General features: G+C 67.5%; 10 protein-coding genes. 2 read left to right on the forward strand and 8 right to left on the reverse strand.

Annotation, left to right across the window (positions count from 1 at the left end):
- The first annotated feature begins 7 nt into the window (after nt 1–7).
- Nucleotides 8–1480: an NAD-dependent succinate-semialdehyde dehydrogenase gene (locus tag ACTG4X_RS28600; protein WP_440532524.1), complete on the forward strand. Its 1473-nt coding sequence runs from the start codon at nt 8–10 to the stop codon at nt 1478–1480.
- Between the two features lie 41 nt (nt 1481–1521).
- Complete coding sequence (hpaI, locus tag ACTG4X_RS28605; RefSeq protein WP_093057339.1) at nt 1522–2331, forward strand: 4-hydroxy-2-oxoheptanedioate aldolase; 810 nt, start codon at nt 1522–1524, stop codon at nt 2329–2331.
- Between the two features lie 36 nt (nt 2332–2367).
- Here the strand turns inward: hpaI and ACTG4X_RS28610 are convergent, their stop codons facing one another.
- The 8 genes from ACTG4X_RS28610 to kdpB all read right to left on the reverse strand — a co-directional run bounded on the left by ACTG4X_RS28610 (nt 2368) and on the right by kdpB (nt 11763).
- Nucleotides 2368–2883 carry a PTS sugar transporter subunit IIA gene (locus ACTG4X_RS28610; RefSeq protein ID WP_440532525.1) on the reverse strand — a complete coding sequence of 172 codons (516 nt, stop codon included), beginning with the start codon at nt 2881–2883 and terminating at the stop codon, nt 2368–2370.
- A 25-nt stretch (nt 2884–2908) separates the two neighbouring features.
- On the reverse strand, nt 2909–3619 hold the full coding sequence (locus tag ACTG4X_RS28615) for a DUF1826 domain-containing protein (protein ID WP_440532526.1): 711 nt from the start codon (nt 3617–3619) through the stop codon (nt 2909–2911).
- Complete coding sequence (locus tag ACTG4X_RS28620) at nt 3609–3953, reverse strand: hypothetical protein (RefSeq protein WP_093057336.1); 345 nt, start codon at nt 3951–3953, stop codon at nt 3609–3611. The genes ACTG4X_RS28615 and ACTG4X_RS28620 overlap by 11 nt, the downstream gene beginning before the upstream one ends.
- A gap of 427 nt (nt 3954–4380) precedes the next feature.
- A complete protein-coding gene (locus ACTG4X_RS28625) occupies nt 4381–5280 on the reverse strand; it encodes a TorF family putative porin (protein WP_440532527.1) in 900 nt (299 codons plus the stop codon).
- Between the two features lie 125 nt (nt 5281–5405).
- A complete protein-coding gene (kdpE, locus tag ACTG4X_RS28630; protein WP_093179898.1) occupies nt 5406–6098 on the reverse strand; it encodes a two-component system response regulator KdpE in 693 nt (230 codons plus the stop codon).
- A gap of 5 nt (nt 6099–6103) precedes the next feature.
- Nucleotides 6104–8848: a DUF4118 domain-containing protein gene (locus ACTG4X_RS28635; RefSeq protein ID WP_440532528.1), complete on the reverse strand. Its 2745-nt coding sequence runs from the start codon at nt 8846–8848 to the stop codon at nt 6104–6106.
- A 217-nt stretch (nt 8849–9065) separates the two neighbouring features.
- Complete coding sequence (gene kdpC, locus ACTG4X_RS28640; RefSeq protein WP_440532529.1) at nt 9066–9647, reverse strand: potassium-transporting ATPase subunit KdpC; 582 nt, start codon at nt 9645–9647, stop codon at nt 9066–9068.
- 13 nt (nt 9648–9660) lie between these two features.
- Complete coding sequence (gene kdpB / locus ACTG4X_RS28645) at nt 9661–11763, reverse strand: potassium-transporting ATPase subunit KdpB (RefSeq protein WP_093081877.1); 2103 nt, start codon at nt 11761–11763, stop codon at nt 9661–9663.
- Nucleotides 11764–11768: the final 5 nt, after the last annotated feature.

Consider the following 11768-nt stretch of genomic DNA (forward strand, 5'->3'; position numbering starts at 1 on the left):
TCTCTCCATGCCCCTGACCCTTTCGCGCCCCGACCTGCAACGCACGGCCAACTTCATCGCCGGCGAATGGCTGCGCTCCGCTTCCGGCCGCACGCTCGACGTGACCGACCCGGCCACCGGCGCCCTCATCGCGCAGGTACCCGACTCCAGCGCAATCGACGCGCACGCAGCCGTCGATGCCGCGCATGCCGCCTTTCCCGCCTGGCGCAAGACGCCCGCCAAGCAGCGCGCGCAGATCCTCAAGCGCTGGAACGATCTCGTGATGGCGCACCAGGAAGACCTGGGACGGCTCATCTCGCGTGAGCAAGGCAAGCCGCTGGCCGAAGGCCGCGGCGAGGTTGCCTATGCGGCCAGCTACATCGAATGGTTTGCCGAGGAAGCCACGCGCGCCAACGGCGACGTCATTCCGGCGCCCGTGCCGGGCCGGCGCATGTTCGCGCTGCGCGAACCGGTCGGCGTGGTCGCTGCGATCACGCCGTGGAATTTTCCGGCCGCGATGATCGCGCGCAAGATCGCGCCGGCGCTTGCCGCGGGCTGCACCGTGGTGTGCAAGCCGGCCGAGGACACGCCGCTGACTTCGCTCGCGCTTGTGGCCCTTGCCGCGGAAGCCGGCGTACCGCCGGGAGTGCTGAACATCGTCACCGCATCGCGCGAGCGCACGCCTGAAGTGGTCGATGCCTGGCTCGACGATGCGCGCGTACGCAAGATCACTTTCACCGGCTCCACGCCCGTCGGCAAGCACCTCGCGCGCCGTTCGGCCGACACGCTCAAGAAGCTGTCGCTCGAACTCGGCGGCAATGCGCCCTTCATCGTGTTCGAGGACGCCGACCTCGAGGCCGCAGTGGAAGGCCTGATGACCGCCAAGTTTCGCAACGGCGGCCAGACCTGCGTGTGCCCGAACCGCGTCTTCGTGCATGAGGCAGTGCACGAACGTTTTTCCGAACTGCTGGTTGCACGCGTGGCGGCATTGCGCGTCGGACCTGCCGCCGACGCGGCCTCTCAGATCGGGCCAATGATCAATGCACGCGCGGTCGAGAAGATCGAGCGCCATGTGCAGGACGCAGTGGCGCGCGGCGCGCGCGTGCTCACCGGCGGTACACGGCTGCCCGAGCTCGGCTCGAACTACTTCGCACCGACCGTGCTCGCCGATACAGACGCCACCATGGCCTGCGCCTGCGAAGAGACCTTCGGCCCGGTCGCGCCACTGACGCGCTTCTCGAACGAGGCCGAGGTGATCGCGCAGGCGAACGACACGCCCTTCGGCCTGGCCGCGTATTTCTATTCACGCGACGTGCGCCGCATCTGGCGCGTGGCCGATGCGCTGGAGACCGGCATCGTCGGCATCAACGAAGGCGCGCTGGCAGCCGAGGCCGCGCCCTTCGGCGGCGTGAAGGACTCGGGCTACGGCCGCGAGGGCTCGGTCCACGGGCTGGACGACTACCTGCACACCAAGTACGTGTGCCAGGGGCAGCTGGACTGACGGCCGGCGCCCATCCATCACCACTCTTCGACAGATCCCGCATGCCCGCTCACAACCCCTTCAAGGCGGCCCTGGCCGCAAACCAGCCGCAGGTCGGCCTTTGGCTCTCGATGGCCGATCCGTACATGGCCGAGGTCAGCGCAACCGCCGGCTTCGACTGGCTGCTGATCGACGGCGAACACGCCCCCAACGACTTGCGCTCGACGCTGGCCGCGCTGCAGGCGGTGGCGCCGCATCGGGCCCAGCCGGTGGTGCGCGCCGTGCAGGGCGACACCGCGCTCATCAAGCAGTTGCTCGACATCGGCGCGAAGAACCTGCTGGTGCCGATGGTCGACACCGCCGGGCAGGCGCGTGCGCTGGTGTCGGCCACGCGCTATCCACCGCGCGGCATTCGCGGCGTGGGTAGCGCAGTCGGACGCGCGTCGCAGTGGAGCGCGCGCACCGACTACCTCGACGCAGCCGACGACGAAGTCTGCCTGCTGGTGCAGGCCGAGACGGTGCAGGCGCTGGACAACCTCGCGTCGATCTGCGAGGTCGACGGCGTGCACGGCGTGTTCATCGGCCCGGCCGACCTCGCGGCCTCGATGGGCCATCGCGGCCGGCCTGGTCACCCCGAGGTGCAGGCGGCCATCGAAGGCGCGATGCGGACCATCGTGGCTTCCGGCAAGGCTGCCGGCACGCTGACTTCAGATCCGAAGCTGGCGCGCCGCTACCTCGAACTCGGCTGCACCTTCGTCGCCGTCGGCGTCGACGTGCTGCTGTACGCGGGCGCCGCGCGCAAGTTGGCGGCCGACTTCCTCGGAGCGCCGGTTTCTACTCCCGTGCCGCCTGAATCGCGCGGGGCGTACTGAGTCACGGCGGCAGCTAGCGAGATAGAGAACCCCTCGCTACGAGGAAGCAGAAGCCACGCGCGCGGTCCCCGCCCGAAACGCGTCCTCGACCGCCGCCGCGTTCGGCGCGCCATCGAGCTGCGCCCGGAAACGATGCTCGGAGAACAGGCGGGCCATCAGCGCGAGCAACTGCAGATGATCGTCCTTGGCGCCATCCTCCGGCACCATGATGGCCAGCATTTGGGAGACCGGCCTGCCGTCCGGGGCATCGAAGGCAATCGGCCGCCGGGTGCGAATGAACAGGGTGACGGGCCGTTCGATGCCGTCGATGCGTGCGTGCGGAATCGCGAATCCGTCGCCGAGCGCGGTCGATCCGGCCTGTTCACGTCGACACAACGCGCGAAAGACTGGTGCCGGGTCGAGGCCGCGAGCACCGCAGATCGTCGCCGCAACAAGCTCGAGCGCGTGCGTTCGATCCCGGACATCGGCGTCGAACAGGATGTCCTGCGGTTGCAGCCAGACGGCAATCTGCGCGATGTCGTGTGTCATCGAAATCGTCTCCTCGAATTTCATGAAGATGCGCCCGGTTGGAGCGCATCTACCGCAGTTCGTCCAGACGCAACACGTAGCGGTGCGATCCGAGGTTGCACAGTTGCGGCGAACGGTGCACCAGCCCTCGATCACCGCCTTGCGCATCCACGCCACGTCCCTGAAGGAGCGCGACGGCCTGGAGCGGCATGCGCTCGAAAGGTCCCGTAAAGCACTTCGGCATCCGCAGTGCCGTGTCTGCGTGCGGAGATGCCACCCACTCGGTGCCCAGGCCGCTGTAGCTGCACAGCAGATGCAGCCCGGCATGGTCAAGGTGCCAGTTTTCATCGATGTCACAGCCTCGAACCTGCAACGTAAGGGTCATCCGGGGGCTGCCAGTGATCAGCGCGAAGCGTGTGGCGAGCATGTCGATGTCTGCCAGCAGAGCGTCTCGCCCGGGCCCACGCGGCGTACGGGAAGTCTTGCATGCCGCCTGCAGCGCAGCCGCCACATCGGCCGCGCGCAATTGCAGTTGCGCCGTGGGATGCCTGGCCGGAGGCAAGGCATCCAGCCATGCAGCAATCGGAGCCTGCGGTTCGCGCCGCCACAGCGCCAGGTCGATGCCCGGTTCCAGAATGCGTTCGAGCACGTCGATGTCCTGGCCGAGCAGGATCTCCGGCTGGAGCCGCAAGGGCGCTGGCCGACTCAGGCAATCGTGGACGAAGGTCTTGCCGGAATCGACCGTCGCATCGGCGACCGCGCTCTCCAGGTCAGCCGCCATTGGCCAGACCACAACGCTGGAGATGCTCGCGCCAGCTCGTGAGGTGGCCGATCTCGCCATCGGGCGCGCATTCGAGCAGACAGTGCACCACGGAGGCATAGCTCTCCAGGGGCAGACGAATCATGAGGCGGGCGCGCGGAGCGCCATTTGCGCACGTTGCATTCACACGCATCAGGGGCTCGCAGCGCAGCACGCCGGCACCCTTGCATGCGGCGATGCCGCGCCGCACGCGGCACGCGTCGACCGACGGCACCGTGACGTCGAGCACCTTGAAAACCGTCTCGCTCTTGGCACGCACAGTGCCTGCGTATTCCCGATAAGCGGCGTAAGCCATGAAACTCCTGCAATGGAAAAGAACACGACATCAGTATCGGCAGGCGCGTGTGAAAACGGTGTAAACAATGCACCCTGCGGTGGAAATGCCGCGTAAATATGCTGGCTTCAGCGCTGGCCCGAACTGGAACCGGCCGTGGACGAGCAAGAGATTTCCCAGCAACCCGGGCAGCCCTCTTGCGGAACAACGCTCATCCAGCGCGCTCCGCAATGACCGCAGGAAGCCAGGAGAACTTCGGCGCCGTCCTGGCTTTCCAGGCTCTCCTGCGCGGGATCGAGCATGGGCGTGCCGCAGCAGGACCAATGCAGGCTCATGTCAGGCAAGGCGCGGGCCGCCCGAACCCACGCAGCAGCGCGGGACCAGAGCGTTTCTCCTGGAGGCATGGTGTGCACGAAGGCGGGCCGCGGCCCGCCTGTCGCCTTGGGGATCAGAGCGTCTTCGTCAGCGTGAGGATGAAGCGCGCCTTGTTCGGCGAGTAGGTCGTCTGGCCGAAGGTGCCGAAGCCGAGGTCGACGCCCGGGTTGGCCACTGCCAGGTACGAGCTCTTCTTGTTGGCGCCCTGCACCGAGCCGGTCAGCGACAGGCCGTTGCCGAAGTCGTAGCTCGCGCCGACGTTGTAGTCGACATAGCTCTTGTAGCCCAGGCTGCGGATGTCGCTGGACATGTTCGTGTAGCCCACCGCCGCCTTCAGCGTGACCTTGGGCACGATTTCCTTGCTGTACGACAGGTTCAGGTAGCCGGTGTTGGTGCCCTTCAGGCCCGAGCCGGCCTTGTTGCCCGCGTAGCCGAAGTAGTCCTTCGACACGGTGTGCGAGTACTTGGCGGTGAACGAACCGAGGGTTTCGTTGGCGTAGGTGCCCGCAACGTACAGCTCGGTGGTGTTGCCCGCGGAGTTGCCCGGGTAGATGTAGGTGAGCGCACCGACGTCCATGTCCAGCGGGCCGGCCTTGAACTTGTAGCCGCCGTACACGTCCATCTCGATGCTGTTGCCCTTGAGCCAGTTGACGCTGGAGTTCCAGTTGCCCACGTAGAAGCCGCTGTCGCCGAAGGCGTAGTCCAGGCCGCCTTGAATGGCGGGCTTGAAGCCCTTGGTCTTGGCGTAGTCGTTCTTGCCGATCATGTCCTGATCCTGGCCACGGAACTTGTAGTTCGTGGTGATGGACACGTTGCCCGTGAGATTCGGGGCGGGAGCGGCTGCCGGTGCTGCTGCGGCATCCGTCGTTGCTGTTTGCGCCAAGGCTGCGCCCGAAGCGGCGAATGCGGAGATCAACACGAGCGCGTGCTTGACTGCGATGGTGGAAGCGGCCCTGCTGGGGATTTTTTTCATGAAGCAATAGTTAAAAAAACGGAAGCGCATAGCCTAGAAGCCGCCTCATAAAAGCCTTGTAAAAAGTAGCGCCGCGCGCATAAAGATTTCATCGCGGCTTCATGCTCCGGCGCTGCCGGACCTGGTCAGACGGACAGCCTGTAACCCACCGCCGTCTCGGTCAGCAGATGGCGCGGCTGCGCAGGGTCGACTTCCAGTTTCTGGCGCAGATGCCCCATGTAGATGCGCAGATAGTGGTTCTGCTCCGTCTGCGCCGGACCCCACACAGTGATCAGCAACTGGCGTTGCGTCAGCACACGCCCCACGTTAGCAATCAACACCGAAAGGAGGCGATATTCCGTTGGCGTGAGGTGCACTTCGACACCGGCGCGCCGCACCACACGGGCAACGTGGTCGACCTCCACCTCGCCGAAGCGAAAGACGGCTTCGGCCTCCTCCGCACCGCTGATCGGGCGCGGCCGGCGCAGCGTGGCCCGCACGCGCGCCAGCAACTCGCCTGCGCCGAAGGGCTTGGTCAGATAGTCGTCGGCGCCGGCATCCAGCGCGGTGATCTTGTCGGCCTCGCTGGTGCGTGCCGACAGCACGATGATCGGCACGGCGGACCAGCGGCGAACGTCGAGGATGAGCGATACGCCGTCGCCGTCCGGCAGTCCAAGGTCCAGAACGAGCAGGTCGGGCCTGCGGGTTCCTGCGGCCGTCAGGCCTTCGCGCAGCGTGCCGGCCTCGTGCACCTGCCAGCCTTCGGTTTCGAGCGCACCGCGCACGAACCGCCGGATCTGCGGCTCGTCTTCAATGACAACGGCTGTGTGTGAGGACATGTTCTTCAGAGCTGGGCTTCCATGGATACCGGCGGGGCCCGCCGCGGCAATGTCACGACGAACTCGGCGCCGCCGTCCTGCGCGTTCGAGGCAGTCACGTCTCCGCCGTGCGCATTGACCACGGCCTTGCAGATGGCAAGACCCAGGCCGACGCCAGGCGTGGCCGATTCCGCCTGGCCGCGCGTGAACTTGTCGAACAGCGTCTGCTCATGGCCCTTCACGACTTCGGGCAGGCCGGGCCCGTGGTCGCGCACCGTGAGCACCAGGGCGGCGTCGGTGACGGAGCCGCTCACCACGATCGGCGGCGCGCCGTATTTCGCGGCGTTTTCCAGCAGGTTGACGAGCACGCGCTCGATGAGCACGGCATCGAACTCGACGAGCGGCAAGTCGACCGGCAGCACCGTCTGCACATGCACGCCGCCCAGCGCCGGTTCGGCCGCCCGGATCGCCGACCCGAGGACTTCTTCCACCGACTGCCAGTCGCGCCGCAGGTTCACCGCGCCGCCGGCAATGCCGCTTTCGAGGCGCGCCATGTCCAGCAGATTGCTGACCAGCGCGTGGAGCTGGTGTGCCTGCGAGACGATTGCGCGAGCGGCCTCCACGTGCTCGTCGGACGGCAGGTTCTGCAGCGACTCGGCCAGTGCGATCAACGCTGTGAGCGGGGTGCGTACGTCATGCGAAATTGCTCCGAGCAAGGCGTTGCGCAGGCGCTCCGATTCCATTTCGACCACCGCCTGCTGGGCCACCTCGACGTAATGCACGCGCTCCAGCGCGATGGCGATCTGCCGCGCCAGCGTCTCGAGTTGCTGCGCCTGCTCGGGAATCAGCAGCCAGCGCGGCTGCGCCGGCGACAGCGCGAGCACGCCGCGAATGCGCATCGGCGCCTGCAGCGGCACGTAGTGCCAAGGTTGTGCCGCCAGCGTGGCGGTTGCGAGTCCGGCCGGCTGGCCCTGGCGAAACGACCAATCGGCGACGGAGGCGTCGAATCCCTTGGGTGCCTGCGACGGCATCACGAGACGGTCGTTCGCGTCCGTCACCAGCACCAGCGCACGGCCGCCGAAATGGCCTTCGACCGCCGCTGCTCCGAGCTCGACGACCTGTGTGCTCTCGAGCGCAGCCGACAGCTCGCGCGTGAGTTCGAACAGCGATTGCGCCCGTCGCTCGCGGCTGGCGGACACGCCGGCCGCGAAGCGCAGCCCGGCCGTGAGCTGTCCCACCAGCAGGCCAACGCCGAGCATGACGACGAAGGTCAGGACGTACTGCACGTCGCTGACGCTGAAGGACAGCCGCGGCGGCACGAAGAAATAGTCGAAGGCCGCAACATTGAGCAGCGCGGCGAAAGCCGCCGGTCCACGCCCGAAGCGCAGCGCCGAACCGACCACGCCGAGCAGGAACAGCATCACGATGTTGGTCAGCTCCAGCACATTCGACAGCGGCATGGCAACCAGCGTGATGCCCACGCTGATCGCCGCGGTAAAGGCGTAGCCGGGCCATCGCGCCCGTGGCCTGTCCGTGTCTTCCACGTTGTCGTCGGCAAGCCGGCCGGGGCGCCCATGCGCAATGCGCCGGGAGCTTTCGGCTCGCGCGACCTCGACGATGTCGAGGCCTGGAGCGTGGCGGGCGAGCTCACGCGTCAGCACGGCCGAAGGCCACCATCGCAGCCAGCCTTCGGCCGCTTCGGCACGCCCCACGACCAGCGTTGCGCAGTTGAGCCGCTGGGCTTGCCCGGCAAGTTCCACCGCGACGTCGACGCCAGTCAGCACCGCAGTCACCGCGCCCAGTTCCTCGGCCAGCTTCAGCACCGCGAGAATGCGGTCGCGCTCCTCCGCGGCAAGCCGCTGCAACCTGGGCGTTTCGACATACACCGCATGCCAGCGCACATTGAGCTGGCCCGCGAGCCGAGCGGCCGTGCGCACCGTCTGCGCCGCGCCTTCATGCGGGCCGACGCAGGCGAGGATCGCGCCCGAGGTGTTCCAGGCCTGCAGCTCGCGGCCCTGCCCGTTGCCACCAGCGCCCGATTGCTCTACGCGCCAGCCGCGCACGTCGTCTTCCACATGCTCGGCGGTGCGGCGCAGCGCAATCTCGCGCAATGCGATCAGGTTGCCCTTGCGAAAGAAGTTCTGCGCAGCGCGCTCGGCCTGCTGCGGCAGGTAGACCTTGCCGGCCGCGAGCCGCGCCGTGAGTTCGTCGGGTGTGACGTCGACCAGCACCACCTCGTCGGCCTCGTCGAGCACGGTGTCGGGCACGGTCTCGTGCACGCGCACGCCAGTGATGGCGCCGACCGTACCGTTGAGGCTTTCGAGGTGCTGCACGTTGAGGGCAGACCACACCTCGATGCCAGCGGCCAGCAGTTCCTGCACGTCCTGCCAGCGCTTGGCGTGGCGCGAGCCGGGGGCGTTGGTGTGAGCCAGTTCGTCGACCAGCAGCACGGCGGGCTTGCGCGCGAGCGCGGCGTCGAGGTCGAATTCGGCGAGGGTGCGGCCGCGGTAGTCCAGCTCGCGCAGCGGCAGTGTGTCGAGCCCCGTGAGCAGCGCGGCGGTTTCGGTGCGGCCGTGGGTCTCAACCACGCCGATGAGCACGTCACGGCCGGTGGCGCGCTCGCGCTGCGCGGCGCTCAGCATGGCCCAGGTCTTGCCGACACCGGCACTGGCGCCGAAGTAGATGCGCAGCTTGCCGCGCAGTGCGCGCGCTTCGTCGTTTCGCAATTGGGCCAGCAGGGCATCGGGGTCCGGGCGAATGACATCTTGCATGGACAGGGCCTGCTAGCGTTGCGTGGGGCCCTTGCGCGAGGCAGGACTGCTTGCCTTGGACTCCCTGCGCCTGGCTCCACGCGCATGCCGGCGCGCGGTGCGGGACACGATGAACCACGCGAACCCCAGAGGAATGAACAGCGCCGCCATCGCGCAAAGGACGTGGAACAGGTCAGTCACCATGGTGCAGCTCGCGCGACGCGGGTGTCGTCGCCCCTTACTTCACCTTGTCGAGGGCAATGTTGAGCGACAGCACGTTGACGCGCGACTCGCCCAGCAAGCCGAACAGCGGAGCCTGGGTGTTGCTGGCGATCAGCGCGTTGACCTGCTCGATCGGCACGCCGCGCACGCGCGCCACGCGGGCGGCCTGGTATTGCGCGGCGGCGGGGCTGATGTCGGGGTCGAGCCCGCTGGCCGAAGCCGTGACGAGGTCGACCGGCACCGGCGCGGTGTTGCCCGGATCGGCCGCGCGCAGCGCCTCGACGCGCGCCTTCACCGCATCGGTCAGCGCGGGGTTGAGCGGCCCCTGGTTCGAACCGCCCGAGGCGGTCGCGTTGTAGGGCTGCGGCGCGGTGGCCGACGGACGACCCCAGAAGTGCTTCGCGTCGCTGAAGTTCTGGCCGATGAGCCTGGAGCCCACGGTCGTGCCGTCGAGCACGATCAGGCTGCCCGCCGCCTGCGACGGAAACACCGCCTTCGCGGCGCCGGTGACGGCCATCGGATAGATCAGGCCGGTGAGTGCGCTCAGCAGTGCAAAGACCACGAGCACGGGGCGAACGATATTGCCGTTGTTGTTCATGATTGGAAACTCCTCAGACGAGATGGACGGCTACAAGAAGCCAGTCGATCAACTTGATGCCGATGAAGGGGACGACCAGGCCGCCCAGGCCATAGATGGCAAGGTTGCGGCGCAGCAGCGCGGCGGCGCCGACGGGCCGGTAGCGCACGCCCTTCAATGCCAGCGGAATCAGGAACACGATGACCAGCGCGTTGAAGATCACCGCGCTCAGAATGGCCGACGACGGGCTCGCGAGCCGCATCACGTTGAGCGCGCCCAGCTGCGGATAGGTCGATACGAAGATCGCCGGAATGATGGCGAAGTACTTCGCTACGTCGTTCGCAATCGAGAAGGTGGTGAGCGAGCCGCGCGTCATCAGCAGCGCCTTGCCGGTTTCCACCACTTCGAGCAGCTTGGTCGGGTTGGAGTCGAGGTCGACCATGTTGCCGGCCTCCTTCGCAGCCTGCGTGCCGCTGCCCATGGCCACGGCCACGTCGGCCTGCGCGAGCGCGGGGGCGTCGTTGGTGCCGTCGCCGGTCATGGCCACGAGGCGGCCTTCGGCCTGGTACTGGCGGATGAGCGCGAGCTTGTCTTCGGGTGTGGCTTCGGCCAGGAAGTCGTCGACGCCGGCTTCGGCTGCGATGGCTGCGGCCGTGAGCTTGTTGTCGCCGGTGATCATCACCGTCTTGATGCCCATGCGGCGCAGCTCGGCAAAGCGCTCCTTGATGTCGGTCTTGACGATGTCCTTGAGCTCGACCACGCCAAGCACGCGATTGCCTTCGGCCACGGCCAGCGGCGTGCTGCCGCGACGGGCCGCTTCTTCGGCCGCGCGCAGCACCTCGGGCGCCATGCTGCCGCCGAGCGCCTCGACGTGGCGGCGCACTGCATCGACCGCGCCCTTGCGCAGCTGGACGGCATCAGTGTCGAGGCTGTTGGGCGCGGCGGGCAGGTCGACGCCGCTCATGCGGGTCTGCGCGGTGAAGGGCACGAAATGCGCGCCCTCGACCGACGTCGCTGCGTCGAGGCCGTCGCGGCGGGCCAGCTCCACGATGCTGCGGCCTTCGGGCGTTTCGTCGGCCAGCGATGCGAGCATCGCAGAGCGGGCCAGGCGGGCCTTCGGAATGCCGGGCGCGGGCAGGAACGAAGTGGCCTGGCGGTTGCCGTGCGTGATGGTGCCGGTCTTGTCGAGCAGCAGCACGTCGACGTCGCCGGCGGCTTCCACCGCGCGGCCCGAGGTGGCGATCACGTTGGCCTGCATCATGCGGCTCATGCCGGCCACGCCGATGGCCGACAGCAGGCCGCCGATGGTGGTCGGGATCAGGCACACCAGCAGCGCGACCAGCGCGGTGAGCGACACCACGGTTCCCGCATTGGATGCACCGACGCTGAATATCGAGAACGGCAGCAGCGTGGCGGTGACGATCAGGAACACCAGCGTGAGCGCAACCAGCAGGATGGTGAGCGCGATTTCGTTGGGCGTCTTCTGGCGCTTGGCCGCCTCGACCATGGTGATCATGCGGTCGAGGAACGACTCGCCCGGGTTCACCGAGACGCGCACCACCAGCCAGTCGGACAGCACGCGGGTACCGCCGGTCACAGCCGAGAAGTCGCCGCCCGATTCGCGCACCACGGGCGCCGATTCGCCGGTGATGGCGCTTTCGTCGACCGAGGCCACGCCTTCGATGACTTCGCCGTCGAGCGGAATGACGTCGCCGGTCTCGACCAGCACGACGTCGCCCTTGCGCAGGTTGGGCGCCTGTTCGGGCAGCCACTGCGCGCCGTGGTGCGGCTCATGCAGCTTCTTGGCCCAGGTGTCCTTGCGCAGGCCGCGCAGCGAGGCGGCCTGCGCCTTGCTGCGGCCTTCTGCCAGTGCTTCGGCGAAGTTGGCGAACAGCACGGTGAACCACAGCCAGATGGTCACGGCCAGCACGAAGGCGGGCTTCATGCCGGTGTCGCCCGGGAAGCTCATCGCATGCACCCAGAGCAGCGTCGTCAGGATGCTGCCGATGTAGACGATGAACATCACCGGGTTGCGCCACTGCACCCGCGGGCTCAGCTTGGTGACGGAGGCCCAGAGGGCGGGCCGCAGGAGCGCTGCATCGAACAGCGAAAGGGAAGTATTGGTCTTTGTAGTCATGGTCC

It is taken from the genome of Variovorax sp. YR566, assembly GCF_051992195.1.
Taxonomy (GTDB): Bacteria; Pseudomonadota; Gammaproteobacteria; order Burkholderiales; family Burkholderiaceae_C; genus Variovorax.

What these genes read in the sequence shown, in the direction of transcription:
- ACTG4X_RS28600 (WP_440532524.1), top strand. Translation starts at nt 8, where the DNA reads ATGCCCCTGACCCTTTCGCGCCCCGACCTGCAACGCACGGCCAACTTC.
- hpaI (WP_093057339.1), top strand. Translation starts at nt 1,522, where the DNA reads ATGCCCGCTCACAACCCCTTCAAGGCGGCCCTGGCCGCAAACCAGCCG.
- ACTG4X_RS28610 (WP_440532525.1), bottom strand. Translation starts at nt 2,883, where the DNA reads ATGAAATTCGAGGAGACGATTTCGATGACACACGACATCGCGCAGATT.
- ACTG4X_RS28615 (WP_440532526.1), bottom strand. Translation starts at nt 3,619, where the DNA reads ATGGCGGCTGACCTGGAGAGCGCGGTCGCCGATGCGACGGTCGATTCC.
- ACTG4X_RS28620 (WP_093057336.1), bottom strand. Translation starts at nt 3,953, where the DNA reads ATGGCTTACGCCGCTTATCGGGAATACGCAGGCACTGTGCGTGCCAAG.
- ACTG4X_RS28625 (WP_440532527.1), bottom strand. Translation starts at nt 5,280, where the DNA reads ATGAAAAAAATCCCCAGCAGGGCCGCTTCCACCATCGCAGTCAAGCAC.
- kdpE (WP_093179898.1), bottom strand. Translation starts at nt 6,098, where the DNA reads ATGTCCTCACACACAGCCGTTGTCATTGAAGACGAGCCGCAGATCCGG.
- ACTG4X_RS28635 (WP_440532528.1), bottom strand. Translation starts at nt 8,848, where the DNA reads ATGCAAGATGTCATTCGCCCGGACCCCGATGCCCTGCTGGCCCAATTG.
- kdpC (WP_440532529.1), bottom strand. Translation starts at nt 9,647, where the DNA reads ATGAACAACAACGGCAATATCGTTCGCCCCGTGCTCGTGGTCTTTGCA.
- kdpB (WP_093081877.1), bottom strand. Translation starts at nt 11,763, where the DNA reads ATGACTACAAAGACCAATACTTCCCTTTCGCTGTTCGATGCAGCGCTC.